Annotated in this window: 12 protein-coding genes, 1 tRNA gene and 1 CRISPR repeat array (1 of these 14 cut by a window edge); of the genes, 11 read left to right on the top strand and 2 right to left on the bottom strand. The window is 29.4% G+C overall.

Annotated features, from left to right (window positions below):
- Nucleotides 1-1,259: direct repeats of the CRISPR family, unit length 36 nt; unit sequence GTTTTAGGGTAGTACAATATTTGTATAAGCAATAAC; it reaches 2,079 nt to the left of the window's first position.
- Nucleotides 1,260-1,402: 143 nt separating this feature from the next.
- The 5 genes from ACNQ12_RS01625 to ACNQ12_RS01605 all read left to right on the top strand — a co-directional run bounded on the left by ACNQ12_RS01625 (nucleotide 1,403) and on the right by ACNQ12_RS01605 (nucleotide 4,857).
- Nucleotides 1,403-1,900, top strand: a complete 498-nt coding sequence (locus ACNQ12_RS01625) for a dUTP diphosphatase (RefSeq protein ID WP_416754824.1) — start codon at nucleotides 1,403-1,405, stop codon at nucleotides 1,898-1,900.
- Between the two features lie 37 nt (nucleotides 1,901-1,937).
- Nucleotides 1,938-2,021, top strand: a tRNA-Leu gene (locus tag ACNQ12_RS01620).
- A 138-nt stretch (nucleotides 2,022-2,159) separates the two neighbouring features.
- Entirely contained in the window at nucleotides 2,160-3,143 is a 984-nt protein-coding gene (locus ACNQ12_RS01615) for a hypothetical protein (RefSeq protein WP_418037051.1), read from the top strand.
- Between the two features lie 117 nt (nucleotides 3,144-3,260).
- Nucleotides 3,261-3,767 (top strand): redoxin domain-containing protein, encoded by a 507-nt coding sequence (locus ACNQ12_RS01610; RefSeq protein WP_418037049.1) that lies wholly within the window; start codon nucleotides 3,261-3,263, stop codon nucleotides 3,765-3,767.
- A 1-nt stretch (nucleotide 3,768) separates the two neighbouring features.
- Nucleotides 3,769-4,857, top strand: a complete 1,089-nt coding sequence (locus ACNQ12_RS01605) for a zinc-binding metallopeptidase family protein (RefSeq protein ID WP_418019221.1) — start codon at nucleotides 3,769-3,771, stop codon at nucleotides 4,855-4,857.
- Nucleotides 4,858-4,892: 35 nt separating this feature from the next.
- On the opposite strand, the gene ACNQ12_RS01600 is transcribed toward ACNQ12_RS01605, so the two are convergent.
- Together ACNQ12_RS01600 and ACNQ12_RS01595 are read right to left on the bottom strand one after the other, a co-directional pair.
- Nucleotides 4,893-6,449, bottom strand: a complete 1,557-nt coding sequence (locus ACNQ12_RS01600; protein WP_418037047.1) for a hypothetical protein — start codon at nucleotides 6,447-6,449, stop codon at nucleotides 4,893-4,895.
- Between the two features lie 8 nt (nucleotides 6,450-6,457).
- Entirely contained in the window at nucleotides 6,458-8,824 is a 2,367-nt protein-coding gene (locus ACNQ12_RS01595) for a hypothetical protein (protein ID WP_418037045.1), read from the bottom strand.
- 311 nt (nucleotides 8,825-9,135) lie between these two features.
- Between ACNQ12_RS01595 and secG the strand changes: the two genes are divergently transcribed.
- From secG to ACNQ12_RS01565, 6 genes are all read left to right on the top strand, one after another.
- The gene (gene secG, locus ACNQ12_RS01590) at nucleotides 9,136-9,366 is read left to right on the top strand and encodes a preprotein translocase subunit SecG (protein WP_416741926.1); all 231 of its coding nucleotides are present in this window, start codon (nucleotides 9,136-9,138) and stop codon (nucleotides 9,364-9,366) included.
- A gap of 1 nt (nucleotide 9,367) precedes the next feature.
- On the top strand, nucleotides 9,368-11,572 hold the full coding sequence (rnr, locus tag ACNQ12_RS01585) for a ribonuclease R (RefSeq protein ID WP_418027392.1): 2,205 nt from the start codon (nucleotides 9,368-9,370) through the stop codon (nucleotides 11,570-11,572).
- Complete coding sequence (locus tag ACNQ12_RS01580) at nucleotides 11,544-12,329, top strand: tRNA1(Val) (adenine(37)-N6)-methyltransferase (RefSeq protein ID WP_416754833.1); 786 nt, start codon at nucleotides 11,544-11,546, stop codon at nucleotides 12,327-12,329. The genes rnr and ACNQ12_RS01580 overlap by 29 nt, the downstream gene beginning before the upstream one ends.
- 9 nt (nucleotides 12,330-12,338) lie before the next feature.
- Nucleotides 12,339-13,880 (top strand): methionine--tRNA ligase, encoded by a 1,542-nt coding sequence (metG, locus tag ACNQ12_RS01575; protein ID WP_418037043.1) that lies wholly within the window; start codon nucleotides 12,339-12,341, stop codon nucleotides 13,878-13,880.
- A 45-nt stretch (nucleotides 13,881-13,925) separates the two neighbouring features.
- Nucleotides 13,926-14,210, top strand: coding sequence for an antibiotic biosynthesis monooxygenase family protein (locus ACNQ12_RS01570; RefSeq protein WP_416738721.1), 285 nt, complete (start codon nucleotides 13,926-13,928; stop codon nucleotides 14,208-14,210).
- Between the two features lie 224 nt (nucleotides 14,211-14,434).
- The gene (locus ACNQ12_RS01565) at nucleotides 14,435-16,954 is read left to right on the top strand and encodes a P68 family surface lipoprotein (protein WP_416754835.1); all 2,520 of its coding nucleotides are present in this window, start codon (nucleotides 14,435-14,437) and stop codon (nucleotides 16,952-16,954) included.
- The last annotated feature ends 50 nt before the right edge of the window (nucleotides 16,955-17,004 follow it).

Genomic DNA, 17,004 nt, shown 5'->3' with positions numbered 1-17,004 from the left:
TAACAGGATTATATAGGAAAGTGAGCAGGTGCAAGTTTTAGGGTAGTACAATATTTGTATAAGCAATAACCAGCAAATTCAGCACGAACACCTTTGTCTGGTTTTAGGGTAGTACAATATTTGTATAAGCAATAACACAACATTTATCACACGATCTATCACTTCACGTTTTAGGGTAGTACAATATTTGTATAAGCAATAACATAATACAATTTCAAACAATGAACAAGCAGGTTTTAGGGTAGTACAATATTTGTATAAGCAATAACTCAAAATAGCAAGAGGGCTAATTTTGAACAGTTTTAGGGTAGTACAATATTTGTATAAGCAATAACGATCGTCTAAATCAAATTAGCTTAAATGAAGTTTTAGGGTAGTACAATATTTGTATAAGCAATAACAATCATTGAAAAACTAAAGCAACAACAAAAGTTTTAGGGTAGTACAATATTTGTATAAGCAATAACAGGAGTATAAAATGACAAAAATAACTACAAGTTTTAGGGTAGTACAATATTTGTATAAGCAATAACAATTAGCAAAAATTGCTCAATCTAAAACAGGTTTTAGGGTAGTACAATATTTGTATAAGCAATAACTTTGAAGTACATTTAAAAATAAAAAAACAAGTTTTAGGGTAGTACAATATTTGTATAAGCAATAACAAAATTCTGTTATTCTAAAAAGCTTGTCTGGTTTTAGGGTAGTACAATATTTGTATAAGCAATAACAAAGCTATCGAATAGTGAACTCGCAAGTTAGTTTTAGGGTAGTACAATATTTGTATAAGCAATAACACGAACAATTTTACGTTAGAGCCTTGAATTGTTTTAGGGTAGTACAATATTTGTATAAGCAATAACAATTAGCAAAAATTGCTCAATCTAAAACAGGTTTTAGGGTAGTACAATATTTGTATAAGCAATAACTGTTACATTGCAAAACTCAAATTTCTATTTGTTTTAGGGTAGTACAATATTTGTATAAGCAATAACTATTATATTCACCATTAAAAATATATTTATGTTTTAGGGTAGTACAATATTTGTATAAGCAATAACATATATGCGAAAATTTAACAGATAGTAATAGTTTTAGGGTAGTACAATATTTGTATAAGCAATAACTACCAAGCCCTGAAAAAATGGTTCATTTTGGTTTTAGGGTAGTACAATATTTGTATAAGCAATAACCAAATGAACTTGGGTGAGAAATTCAAGAAAGTTTTAGGGTAGTACAATATTTGTATAAGCAATAACAATGTGTTGTTCCATTGGTGACACACATGTGTTTGTAGTAGTAAAATATTTAGGAAATTATTTTAATTAATAATCTTTAGTACACAGCCAACATATGACTGTTTTTTATTAACTGATAAGAATAAAAGTAATATAATACAGCTATGAATTTAACAAAAATTTTTGATATGCAAAAAGAACTTGACAAGCAAATTGCTAAAAAGAGTCAAGATGCAAACCCTGATTTAAATGTTGAAGATATCAAAGTTCAAAAAACACTAGCTTTAATTATTGAGGCAGCAGAATATATTAATGAAGTTCAAAGCTTTAAATATTGAAAAATTCACAAGGATATTAAAAAATCTGCAGTAACTGAAGAATTTGCAGACTTAATTCACTTTTTGGTTAATTTCTCATATAAATTTGAAATTGATCCTGAAATTGAACCTTTAATTTTAAGTGATGATATCAATTTGCAATTTCAACAACTATTTATTGCAATAGCCAACATTATGAAAGATATTAATAAAGATAATATATTAAAAGCGTTCCAAGTAGCTCTAGGAAGCTTTGTAATGTTGGGTTATAATTATGATGATTTATTTGCTGCTTATGAAGCTAAAAATCGTAAAAATTATGAAAGAATTGCAAATAATTACTAAAAGCAAATAAAAAAGCTATATAATTATATAGCTTATTGCCTTAGTGGTGGAATGGTAGACGCTGCGGACTCAAAATCCGCTGGAGCAATCCGTGCAGGTTCAAGTCCTGTCTAAGGCACCATATGACTCCTTAGGAGTCTTTTTTATAATCCTAATCTGGAATCATTTCTAGTGTCTTGGGCAGAAATGTAAAAAATATATAATAAAAGTGTGTAGTAATTGCACACTAAAAATATATTAAGACCAGAAGAGGAAAATGATGAAAAAGAATTTATTAATTACTCTAAGCACTATTACTTTACCTGTGCTGTGCACAATTGCTACTAATTGTAATCATAATAGTGTAAATAATGATAGAAATAATAAGAATGAAAGTCGAAGTCTGAAAATTGGTAAAGCAAACATTCCGAGTCAACTATCTGCATATATAAAACGTGACAATGTGGGTGCCAAAATAACTGATAAAGATTATTATAAGCTTATGTTAAAGGCTTATACAAATATATGCTTTTTAAAAAATACAAATGTTGATCAAAGTTCAGAACAAGCAATTAGATCAATTGATAGCGAAATATTGAATGAAAAAGATAAACAAGAATTGATCAATGCTGTTGAAAATTTAGACAGTCTTTCTGAAATAGTTGACAATGATTTTGCGCCTTTTAAAATGAAGAAGATATCTAGTTACCATGGGTTTGAAGCCACAATTGCTAAGAAAAAAATCACTAAGGCAGAACATTTATTCTTGTTAATGTGTAATAGACTTAATGATATTATAAATAATGAAAGTCATACATCACTTACATTAAAAAGAAACTCAGATATGTCTGCAGTTCCTTATAAGATATGGGATTTAGTACAAATGATATTGTGAGCTACATCAAATGGTGACTGCCTATTGGTAAATGCTAAAAAGGATTTTGATGTTTTTGTACCAACAATAAAATTAAACCAATTTTGGGATAAGCAATATATAGAACCAAGTTGTGGTTACGTATATAACATTAATTTTGAAAAAGTTAATGATAATCCATACGCAAAAATGAGTGTTCAGATTGCGAAACAAATCATAGATTGAATCTTAAAAGATAAAATATTTATGAATTCTTCAGCGTTGCCGAATGATTATGATGTAATATTTGATTCTAATGAAAATGCAATTAAATATATTAATTTCAAAAAAGAAGTACAATCAAAATTAAATGATAAGCAAGAAATATTTGATATTATCTTTTATTACTAAGATATTGACTTAGAAATACTCCATATCAATAATAAATGGAGTATTTTTGAATTAAAAATAATTATCACAAAAGCTAACATTTAGTAAAATTGAATAAATGAAAAATAAAGGAGAATTATGAGAACAGTTAAATTCGCGAATAAGGATTATAACCTTGCTGGTACAGCACCAATTGTTGGTAATGAAGTAGTACTTCAAGGCGCTAAAGAAGGTAAATTTGACCAAAGTATGCCAAAACGTGAACATAAATATTTAGTATTAGGAACATTCCCATCAGCTGATACTATGGTGTGTGATATGCAAATTTTAAAAATGGCTGAATTATCACGTAAATATAAAGATGTTGACTTTGTGACATTTTCAATGGATTTACCTACTGCCTTAAGTAACTATGCAGAAGACCATGAAACTGGAAGAGTTCAATTATACTCAGACTACTTAGCACATGACGTTGCACGTGGACTTGGTGTGCTAATTGAACAATTACAATTATGTGCTCGTTCTTTATTCATATTGGATGAACAAAATAAAATTAAATATATGCAAATTAACGAAAACACAAATGAACAAGTTGATTTTAAATCAATGGAAGCAAAATTAAATGAATTATTAAAGGAGAATTAAAATGGATAAAAAATATGAAAAATTAGCTAGTCGTTTAGCTAAATACATGTCAATTGAAGCAATTTCTCGTTTTGAAGAACCAGTTGCTAATGAATTAAGAGCAAACATCAAAAACAAATATGAAATTACCAGAGATGCTTTTGGATCAATTATTTTCCATAAACCTTCAAAAGTTGCTAATGCTCCTAAAGTAATGTTAGCAGCTCATATGGATGAAGTTGGATACATGGTAAAATCAATTGCGGATAATGGAAATATCTTAGTAACTACAATTGGTGGAGTATGACCAAGTGTAGTTATTGGAACTAAAGCTACTGTAGTTTCTAATGCTACTGGAAAAAGATTTGAAGGTGTTTTTGGACACACTTCAATTCACATTATGGATAGAGACAAAATTACTGTCGCAATCAAGGAAGCTGATTTATTTGTTGATTTAGGATACGCTAATAAACAAGAAGTGCTAGAAGCTGGTATTGAAATTGGAGATAAAATTTTCTTATCTGGTGAAACAATTCACTTTGCAAATAATATTATCGGTGGTAAAGCTATGGACAATAGAGCTGGGGTTACAGCTTTAGAATTTATTGCCAATAACCTAGCTGACTTAGATTTAGCTTGTGATTTATACCTAGTTGGAACAGTGCAAGAAGAAGTTGGAACTAGAGGTGCTAAAACTTCAGTTTCAATTATTAACCCTGATGTAGCTTTTGCTGTTGATACAGGTGCTTCACATGATACAACTGGATGTAAACCTGGTACACCAGTTCTTGGTAAAGGTGTTTCTTTATTAGTTAAAGATGGTGGTACATTACCTGATCCAAAATTACTTGCAGTTTTAATGGATATTTCAAAGAGAAAAGATATTCCTGCTTATAAATATGTAGCTGAAGGTGGTGGAACTGATGCTGCTGAATTGCAATACGGTGAAGGTGGTGTTTCTGTAATGACTATTTCAATTCCACAAAGATACTTACACTCACCAATTGGTTCATGTTCTCTTGTTGATATTCAAGCTACAATCGATTTAATGACAGAATTCATTAAAGAATTTACACCTGAAGTATATGCTGACAAAATCGCATATAAATAACTAAAATAACTACTAGCGCACTAGTAGTTATTTTTCTATAAAAATTTTAAGTCAAATGTGTCATTATCTTGCATTTGCATTAATTTGTTATAAGTTTCTTGATCTAACTTAAGATAAATGTTAAAAATACTTAATTCAACATTGTGTGGATAGTTATAAGAAAGAGCAATTTTTTTATTTGGATATAAAACTGTATCTCACCCAGCGGGCACCACGTAATTTTCATCCTTATAAGCTAGTGAAACTTGTAACTTGTTATTTTGGAATGCTGCAGAAGCAACTAAACTTTCAGGTTGGGATAAAATCACATTTCCTTTTTTATTGAACACAGAGTTTTGTAATATAGAGATCAGAGAAATACCAAGTGATTTTAGTTGATTTTGATTAACTTGTAAGCGCATTAAATAATTTGCGTTAGTTAATTGTTTTTCTTGGGATAGCTTTGTTCCGAAGTTAGGACTGGCTAGTTCTTGAACGAAATTAAATTTACCTTCTTTTTTAGCAACTAGTGCTAAGTCGAATTTAACATTATTATGCAAGTTGCTTTTCAAATGAAGCTTTTTATCATAAAGCAAATCATCAATTATATAATTAGAAATAATATGATAATTTTCTTTTCTTAATTTGTTTAATTCATTGACATAATTAATATTTCCAAGTTGGCTAGCTGCAGTTATAAAAGCATGAGGATCAATAAATAAATAATCAGTTATTAAGTTGTTTCCTTCTTGGCTAATTAGCATTTTCATTTGATTATTCATTGAACTAATGGATGAAGTAAAAACATTATTTTTGTTCAAATCAAGAGATTGGAGATAAATTGCTCCGAATTCATTTTTGTAAATCTCAATAATTTTGTTTAAATTACTAAAAGCAGCTTTTATTCCTGTTTTATAAGAATTGCTAATTTCAATATTGCTATTTTTTATTTGGCATAAACTTTTAATTTGGTTCAAATTGTCTTCTATTTTTTGACTAAAATTAGTTATTTTATCTTGTTCTATTAGCTTTTTAGTTTTTAAACTTGAAAGATTACTCAAAATATGATTGTAAATTGAATTGAGATAATAGATTTGGGATATAGCTTGCACATTGGCAAATTCATCTTCTAAATTGTATGTAAAATTTTGATCAATATTAAAATATTGATTTAATGTGAGTAGCATTTCATTACATTCACTCACCATTTCATTAACAAAATTCTCCATAGCTTTAGCAAGTGAAAAACTTGTTATATTTTTTTGTTGGAATATAACTTTAAATTCCTTATATTTAGTATTAAAGATATTATCACCTTGAACTTGATTTTGTGCAAAAGGTAAAAAATATTTATTAAAGCTACTTGGTTTTTGCAATCTATAAGATTCAATTTGTTCTCTAAGTGCTAAATTAATTTTGCTTTGTGCTAGGATATAGTCAACAATTTGTTTTTGCATTTTAGTATAGTTATTAACAAATACTTGAGCCTCAGTAGCAAAAGTCTTAGCATATAAATTGTTTTGGGTTGGATTATTACTTTGACAGCTACTAGAAACTGCTATTAATGAAATACTTGGCAAAGCAAGTAATTTTATTAGAGATGTGTATTTCATAACACTCCTTAATTATTACTTTGTAATCTAAATAGTATGCTCAATAATTCAGTATCAGTCAATTTGTCGATTTGTTGTTGAATTTGATTAATTGGTTCCTTAACTGTATTTAAAATAGAAGTCACTTTATTTTTTATTACATCAATATCACTATATTGACTAATTTCAAGCCCATGTTCTTGTGCTTTTTGGATTCATTCTTGAATTGTCACTTTTGCATCAGTGATTTGGAAATTCAATGCCTCTATATTTTTATTGTAATTGTTTTTGGCAGTATCTAGAGCCAAGTTTAATTGTTGAATCGCTTGTTTTGCATTATTTTTAGCATCATCAGTTGAATCTTTTCCATCTACAATAGCTTGTTGTTTAGCTTTTTCATCATTAATTCCCTTAACTTGTTCTTCATATTCTTTAGTTAGGCTATCTTTCTGGTCATTAAGCTCTTTAACAGCATTTTGAATAGTGCTTTCGCTTTGATCTTTATTTGGCGCAGCAGCTAAATAATCTAATATATTGCTTAATGCTTGCATTCACTTATCAACTGTAATGTAGTTTTTTCCATCTTTATTAGTAAGAATTTGAGCCAATTTATCTTTGTAGTATTGATCTGAAGTCATATTACTATTAATTTGATATTTAGGAATTAAGAAATTCTTTACTCATGGAAGATATTTATCTTCAAGTAGTATTTTTTTGTTTTCTAATTCTTGTTTATTTTTGATTAGTCCTGTTAATTGTTCTTTTGACTTATTATTAAAGAATTTATTATATAAATCATCGCTAATACCAATATATGTCTCAACATTTATTGGCGTATCTTTGTTTACTAAGACAAAATTGTAGTTTTCAAAAATAAATTGATCTCATTGATTAATAATAGATCTATTTCCTTCTAGCCCTGCGTATAAGGAGTCAAAGACAAGGAGGTTTTGCCCAATTACATAATTTTTAGTTGTATTAAGTCCTCTAATACCAAATGGTAAATAACCATTTGTGGCATCATAAAATGCTTTGATTTCAGGATTGTCTTTTGAAGGTGAAACAACTAAACCTAATTGTGCTGCAACATTGCTTGGCATGTTTAATTTAATTACATAGTTAACATTACTTTCATCAAATTTTTGAGCTAATCCTGTATTAATATTAGGCTGTGAATTAAATTTCTTAGTTGCTACATCGCGACTATAAAGAGTAGCAGAAAGACTATCGGTCTCTTGTTTTTGTGCGTTAGAAAGATAGGCTAGTTTGACTTTAACATCTATGCCATTGATAAAATTGTCAATTTCATAACTTGGATTCAAAGTTTTACCATATTCGCTGTATTTTTTTTCCAAATTCTTAATGGCATCACTTATTTTCTTATCATTAGCTATTGCATCTTGTTTTAGGATTGCGCTTGCTGTATTAAGTTCATTAACATCTTGATTTGATGTATTAAACTTAAAGTAAACAGGATTGTTATTAAATTCTTTGTTTAACAATTCTGCAGGCTGTCTGTTTTGTAAAACTTTATCCATGAATTGAGTGTAAAAAGGTTTAGATACATTATTTTGAAAATCATTATGAATTTCAGTAATGATATTACTTAGTTCTCACTTATCATTTATGATGTTTTCCACTTTATATCCATTAACGTAATTTAATCATTTTTCAATTCATGCATTGCTATTTTTAATTACTTCACTTAGCTGCTCATTTGGTTGTTGAAGTGTTTTGCTTAAATTAAATAACATGTCATACATTCCATAGTTCTTGATTTCTAATTGAAGCAATGCGGTTGGCACTAATGAAAATTGAAACATTTTTTTAGCTATATCTAAGCCATTAACAAATTTGTTTTGATATTCTTTTACTTTTTCAGAGTTAACTTTCTCAGCTTGTCCTAGTATTGCACCATAAGTTTGAATAAAGTTATTATACATATCACCAATTGACTGATGGCTTTGTAATACATTTCTGTAAAAATCAATTGGGTTCCCCATATTAACATTTGTCACTTTTGCAAGAATTTCATCAAATGTTTGTTCCATCTTAGCAGAAAATTTGTTTACATTTTCAATATCATTGTAATAATTATAGAAAAGATTATCAAGCTTACCATTAGGGGTTGAAAGTGATAATTCTCCATAAAATTTATTTGCTATTGGTGCTAAAAATTGATCATTCTTAGTATCAACAATTACTTGTGTAAAGTATTTATTAGCTTGGTTTACATACAGCTGACAGATATCTCTGTAAGCTTTTATACTTTCAATAATTTTATTTTGATTTTGGTCTGTTTCATTTTTGTGATTGCAACTGCTTGAGACCATTGGTAAAACAATGCTTGCTAAAGCAGAACTGGTTAATAATAAATTTCTATATATTTTTTTCATAATTTTAATTATACTCTCTAAATTTAAAAGGCTATATAAGTTAGAAAAAATCTATTTTGAAAAGGCTAAATTTGCTACAGTATCTGAGTCAATTGTCCCTATTTTATAGGTGCATTAGTAAAATATTTTGTGTTAGAATTAACATACTAAATGTTTTGAAAATATATTAAACAAAAGTCATATTGAATAGTTAAGGCTGAAAAATATTTTTTTACCACTTATACAAAAGCTCAAAAGACTGTTAACTAACAATAATTTTTTCGGTATTTGTGGTATTATTTAAATACTATTTAAATATTTTGGGAGGAATGATGACTTCTTTAGTAGTTGTATTACTGATAATAGGTTTTTTAATTATCATAGTTTCGTTCTTAATGTCACCTGATTCTAACGGTTTTTCAGGAGCTTTAGTTGGTTCTGGTGATTTGGACTTATTTAAACATTCAAAAGAGAGGGGAGTAAAAAAGATTTTAAAATATTCAATGATTACACTAGGGACATTAATCATAGTGGGATCACTGGTAATTAGAATCTTAATGTAGTATGAAAAAAAATCTTATTTATGACTATATAAAAAATGGAAAACCAAAAGCTTTTTTGGAAATTGCAAAACATTTTAAAATCTTGCCAAGAGATAATAAATCGCTTACAAGAGTGCTTTCAGAACTTCAAGGTGAGTATTTAGTTTTTAAAAATAATCGCGATGAATATTATGCACCAGTGCTTGAGGAAACGATTGAAGGTAATTTAAATGTTTCTCAAAAAGGAAATTTCGGTTTTGTTGACTATGATATTGATGAAGAAAACAACACCAAGAAAAGTGTTTATGTTAAATCATTTAACTTTAATGGCGCAATTAATGGAGACACTGTAAAAGTTAATGTTTATAAATCAGAACTTCCTGGTGGAGATGATTTAACTCATGGAGTAGTAACTGCAATAGTGCAAAGAAACAACCAAGATGTTGTTGGTTTTATTAAAGAAAAAAATGACACCAAATATTTTGTACCAGTAGACAATAGACTTAAGACGAGTAAGTGAAAATTGATTTCTTCAACTGTTCCAACTAAGTTAAATGATTTAGTAACTTGCAACATTTTAGCTTATGAAGGAAACTGCATCGATATTCAAGTTGCTCGTGTGATTACAAATGAAGCCGATCCTATGGTTTTTGTTAAATCATATTTAGAACAAATTAAAGCACCATTATCATTCCCAGAAAATATGGCGCAGGAAGTTAGTCAAATACCAAGCACAATTGTGGCTGAAGATTGAAGTAACCGTAAAGACTTTCGTGATGAAATGATAGTCACTATCGATGGAGATGACACTAAGGACTTTGATGACGCTATCACTGTTAAAAAGCTTGCTAATGGAAACTATTTTTTAGGAGTTTATATCGCTGACGTTTCTTACTATGTTAGAGAAGAAACAGCTATCAATGAAGAAGCCTTAAAACGTGGAACAAGTATTTACCTCGTTGATCGTGTTATTCCTATGCTCCCAGTTGAATTATCTAATGGAATCTGTTCTCTTAATCCAAACGAAGATCGTTTTGTTTTGGCTTGTGAAATGGAAATTGACCCACAAGGTAATAATGTTAATGTTGAGATCTCACAAGGAATAATTGAAAGTAAGTTTAGATTAACCTATAAAAATGTTGATAAGTTTTATAAAACAGGTTTATTAAATGAAAATGATGATCCTAAACAAGTTAAATGTTTAAAGGATATGCTACTTACAGCTAAAGAATTAAGTTTAATCTTACATAAATACAAAATTAATGAAGGTTATGTAGATTTCGAAATTCAAGAACCAAAAATTAAACTTGATGAAGAAGGAAGAGTTAAAAGCATTGAAATCAATCCTCGTGGATTTAGTGAAGTATTGATTGAAGACTTCATGGTTAGAGCTAATGAAACTGTGGCTAAATATTTATTTGACGCTAAATTACCTGTACTTTACCGTGTGCATGAAACACCTGATGAAGATAAATTAACTTTATTAAAGAACTCACTAGCTGCTATTAGTGTTTCTGCAACTGAATTAAAAGCCAATACTATAACACCTAAAATATTTGCTGACTTTGTTACAAAAGTAAAAAATGAACGTGATGATGACTTTGTTAAATTAATGTTTTTACGTTCAATGCAAAAAGCTATTTATTCAGATAATAATATTGGGCACTTTGGGCTTGCGTCAAAATTCTATTGTCACTTTACTAGCCCAATTCGTAGATATCCTGACTTAGTAATTCACCGTACTATTAGAAACTTTTTAATTAATAAAGAGTATGACAAGTTAGATGAATACAGAGAAATGCTACCTATTTTTGGAGATTTAAATACCAAGAGTGAACAAAAGGCTGTGCAAATTGAACGGAATGTTAATGATTTAAAATTTGCTGAATTCTTAAAGAACCAAATTGGAAAAACCTTTAAGGTTCAAATTTTAAGTATTTTAAATTTTGGATTCTTTGTTGAATTCGAATTTAAAGCCAGTGGTTTAGTGCATAAAAGTACCTTAATTGATGGCGAATACGAAGCTAATGATGTACTTACAAAATTGGTTTCAGCTAACCGTAAGTTTACTTTAGGTGATTATGTCGATGTAGTTGTTGTTGGAGTAGACTTAGTTGAGGGTAAGGTGGATTGTGTCTTAGCTGATTTATATCAAGACTATATGAATAAAAAACAAAAAGAAGAAGCTGAAAGAAACAATGCAAAGTTTAAGAAACAAAGAAAATAAGTTGGTAAAAAACTCTTTAGGTTTTGATTCAAATTTATATGTTTACCAGGATAAAACAATGTTCAACTATTCAGTTGATACTATTTTGCTTGGTAACTTTATTTATTTAACTCAAAAAACTACTAAAGCACTTGAAATCGGAACTAATAATGGTGCGCTATCAATTTTTGTAGCTTCACGTTCATCTAAACTTAAAATTGATGCGGTTGAAATTCAAGCAAAAGCTGCACAATTAGCTGAACAAAATGTTGAAATGAATCAAATGCAAGATCAAATCAATGTGATTTGTGCTGACTTTAATGATTTTTGAAAGCAACATACTAAAGAAGCACGAGCTAAATATCAAACAATTTTTTGCAACCCACCCTTTTATCCATATGATAAAAGTAAAATAAAAAAAGATATTAGCCAAGAAAAACTAATTGCAACACATGAAATCTACTTAAATTTAGAGCAATTAATCATGGGCTGCAGCAAAATAATTGAACAAAAAGGTTTTTTAACTATTGTACTGCCTGTCGAAAGATTAGTTGATACTTTTGAATATTTACGCAAATATAAATTTGAACCAAAAAGAATTCAATTTATTTTGCCAAGAATTGATGATAAACCCAAATTTGCTTTAATCGAAGCACGCTATCAAGCTGGCTGAGGAGTACATTTTCTTCCTAACCTTTACCTACATGATAGTGCTGATAAAAATAATCATGCCTATTTGCCTGAAATTAAAGCTTTATATAAGCCTAAAAAAGTCTAAGGAGCAAAAATGAAAAAGAATTTTTATATTACAACACCAATATATTATGCTAGTGGTAACTTACACATTGGGCACCTATATACCACTACTTTAGCTTGGGTAATCGCAAACTATAAAAAACTTGATGGTTACAATGTTAAAATGCTAACTGGTAGTGATGAGCATGGTTTAAAAATCCAACAAAAAGCTGCAGAACAAGGTATAGCACCACAAGATTTTGTTAATAATTTAGTTGCAAAATACCAACAAATGTGACGTGATTTTGACATTGAATATGATATCTTTTCTCGTACAAGTGCTCCAACCCACTGTGACAGTGTTAAAAATATCTTTTCATATTTCTTAGATAAAGGTTACATTTATCGTGGTAAATATGAAGGGCTTTATTCAGTTAGTGATGAAGAATTTTTAACCGAAACTCAAGCTATATATAAATATGGCGCATATTATCACCCTCAAAGTGGTCACCAATTAATTAATGTCTCTGAAGATTCTTACTTCTTTAAAATGAATCAGTTTGCTCCATGATTAATTCAATACATTGATTCACACCCAGATTTTTTAGGACCAAATAAAATCATTAACGAAATGAAAAATAATTTTTTACTCAAGGGACTTGAAGATTTATCGGTAACAAGAACCAATATAGAATGAGGAATTAAAATTAATGAAGATCCAACACACACATTATATGTATGATTGGATGCTTTATGTAACTACATTACTGCACTAGGCTTTGATGTTACAAAAGAAAAGCAATCTATAGAATTTGAACAATATTGAAATGATGCTCAAGTTGTACATTTGATTGGTAAAGAAATTTCTCGTTTCCATATGATTTATTGACCAATTTTCTTACAAGCTTTAAATTTAAAACAGCCAAGTAAAATCCAAGCTCATGGTTGACTTGTTACTCCAACTGGTAAAATGTCTAAATCCAAAAATAATGTTGTAGACCCATATGAATTACTTGCAAAATACCATCCAGAAATGATCAAATATTATTTTGCCTCACAAATTATTCTTGGAGAAGATGGAGTTTGAGAAGAAAATCGTTTCATCGATGTAGTTAACGCTGATTTAATCAATAACTACGGAAACTTAGTGGCTCGTAGTGTAAAAATGAAAGCTAATAGCTTCCAAAATCCTTTACACTATCAAACTTCTGACTTTGCTGTAGATTTAGCTATTGAAGAAAAAATTACTAGTTCAATTGCAACATATAAAGCACACTTTGATGCACTAGAAGTTGATAAAGCTTTAAAGGTAGCAATTGACCTTTCAAGTGAATTAAATAAATATATTGATGAAACAAAACCTTGAACCTTAAAAGAAGACTTACCACGTTTAGAACAAATCCTTGTTAGATTGTTTAATGGTATTTATGCTGCCTCATTATATTTAGCTCCAGTATTACCAAGAAAAACTCAAGAAGTTGCTCAAATCTTAGGATTGAATAATTTTTCATTCGATTTAGTAACAAACTGGTCTAAATTTGATAACATTAATCAAGGGAAAGAATTTATTCTTTTTTCAAGAATTAAGAAATAGTATTTATTTAAGCAATACCAGATACTATGTTTAGGAGTATTTAATATGATTTTTGCAAAAGCTACAAGATATATAATTAATCCAGAAAAAATGAAAGGATTCATTGATTATTTATATATCTTAACTAAAAAAACAAGAATGAAAGAAGAAAATCTTTCTTTTGAATATGGATTAGAAGCTGAAGATAAAGTTCTTGTTATCGAACGTTGAAGCTCAAAACAGTCTTTTGAAGCTTTTAATCAACTTGAAGAATTTAAAAAAGAATTTGGAACTATTAGAAAAATGTCTAAAACAGTCCAAAATGTCTATGAAATAGAGCTCGCCAAATAATAAAAAGCGAGCTTTTTTATATAATCTGCAAATGTGGAACAAAATGTGGAAATAAATTTTTTGCATAATATAAAAAAATAAATGCTCTATAATTAATTATAGAAATTGTAATTTGAGCAGGACACAAATTAAAGACTTTTTAATTGCTCAGACATTTCTTGAAAAATACAAAACACAAGCAAGAACAAATATTTTATATTTGTTTATTTAAGGAGTTTTAATTTATGAATTTTAAATTTAAAAATATATTATTAGGAGCTGCAGGGCTTGTTGGTGTAACAACAGTTGCTCTTTCAGCTGGATGTCATGACAAAAACGATAAGGTTAAACCTGTTGATGGTGATGACAAAGATACAAGAGCTCCATGAGAAATTAACCCTGAATTAGGTAAAATTACTTTATTAGGTCAAACTTCTACAATGGCTGAACGTGTTGCTAACTCAGTTGGAAATAAATCTAACTCAAGTGAAGATGCAGCAAAAGCACAATATGCACAAGAAGTTAAAACAAAAATTATTATTGGGCACACATTCGCTCAAGGTTCAGTACAATCAGTTGGTATTGACCAAATCATTGCTGTATATAATGGCTTAGTGCAAAAGAATAAAGCAGCATTTGAAGAATACAAGAAAACACACGCTGATGACCAAGATGGAATTAACTTTGTTTCACCTGTTGGGCTTTCATTAGCTGCAAAAGAAGTTGATACTAAACCACTAGGATCAGGATACTCAGCTGGTGCTAACGCTGTTTCACAAGCTGTACAAAATGGAAACCCTAACTTTGCTGACATTGTCTTAAACTATGCTCCAGTTGCTTCATCACTTGGATCAAAAGACATGTTATTAAGTTTCAATGACAATGATCCTGAAATTAACTTAGACTTAACAAACTTCTCAAATAACTTTACTGCAATTAACGCTGAAACTCAAAATATTGATAAACCTTCATCATGAGTTTTACCTGCATTAAAGAGTACAAACGTTTTATCATTAAACGCACCAGTTATGAACTATATTTTAGGAACAATCCTAGAAAATGGTGGTTCAATTAAACAAGGTGATGAAAAAATGACAGCTTTATATAATGATATTAAGACAAAAGGTGCAGCAGATGCCTCAGTTGTCAAAACAACTTGAGGAAATCCTGTATCTAACATTAAAGAATTATGTAAAGACTATGTGGTTTCATATTCAATTTTTGAAAACTACAAAGAATTATTACAATTCGCTAAATTTGCTCAAGGGTTATTTGTAAAATCAGTAAATAACCAAAAACCAGCAAATGCTTCAGTTCACATTTTTGGGGTTGACTCGGCAACATCATTATATGAACAAGCTTTATTCTCAATTCTAGATGGTGATACATCTAAGATGATTCAATCAGTTAACCACAATAACGATGGTGTTCAAATTTCATACACAACACTTCAAAAAGATGGTTCAGCCGCAAACCAAGGCTCAAAACAAATTTATGAAGCAGTTAAAGCATCAGTTGAAGCAGGTGGAACAAAATTATTCCCAGGTGGGCAATTCTCATCTAGAGATCAACAAAAACACAAATTTGCTTTCTCAATTGGTTCTACAGCTGGATATTCACACAACTTCGTTAAAGGTGAATTAACAACTTATGCTCTAACATTAAATGGACAAGAAGTTTCATCACTAAACTTCAATGATAAAAATGGTAAATTTACAGATGTTAGAGAAAACTATGGTACAGGATACCAATTAGTTACATTACCAGAAAAAGCTGGATTACAAAGTGTGCAAGCTGATACACCAGCAGCTAGTGTTACTCCATTATATCTATTAGGAAGCAAGATGAATGGAATCTATGCATATAATGCCTTAACAGCTACTGCATTAGAAAATACACTTCCTGGTAAATATTCACAAATGTTTGCTACACAAGAAGATCAAACATTATTTGAAAGTGTTGTTAAAGATGCAAAAACAAACTCAAGAAGAGCCTTCTCACAAATTGGATTCTTAGTATTACCATATGATTCAACTAAAGCAGATGAAAAAGCATTCTTAGAATTAGCTAAACAAAAGAAACTATATGCTGGAATGTTAAAGAATGACTCAAAAGATAAAGTTACATTCCAAATTATCTTAGCATTCAAAAATGGTGTTACAGATACATATGCAATTTCTGAATCAGCTAATGCAACATTAAAAGAATTAGGATACTCAATTGAACACAAATCACAAGCAAACTTCTTAGGAGAAGATGAATTAATTTCATTACCAACTCCCACAAAATGAGAATCAACAAACACAAAGAATGTTGTATTTGGTCAAGGTCCTTCTATCATGGGTCTAGTTTCTAACCCAACAGATGAATTAGCAACAAAACAATTCATGAAATGATTAATTACATCTACTTCAAAATATGTATTTGACCCAGATGATACACAACAAACTCAATACACACCAAGAGATTACATCCAAAAACAAATGAGTTACATCTTACCATATGCAGGATTTGAAAATGTTTCTCTAGAAGATGCTACAGCAAACTTCATTGGAACAAATGCATATCTAAAAGTTGCTTTTGAACAATTTAAGAAAGTTGCTACAGACCCTACATATGTAATTTTCGAAGAACCTGGTTCATTAAGAGCAGATTCATATAGAAAACAATTAGATGCAGCATGAGATGGATTACAAACTTCAGTAACAACAGGACAAGCTGTTCAAGACTTTACTAAGTTCGTAACAGAAGCTTCAAAATCATAATTAATTTAAAAAAACTATCTATATCTGTCAAAATATAATTTATCGAGAGA

The organism is Mycoplasma paraquilae, from assembly GCF_048284415.1.
Lineage (GTDB): Bacteria > Bacillota_I > Bacilli_A > Mycoplasmatales > Metamycoplasmataceae > Mycoplasmopsis.
Note: the sequence above shows the minus strand (reverse complement) of the source record. Positions and strands in the feature narration are given on the sequence as shown.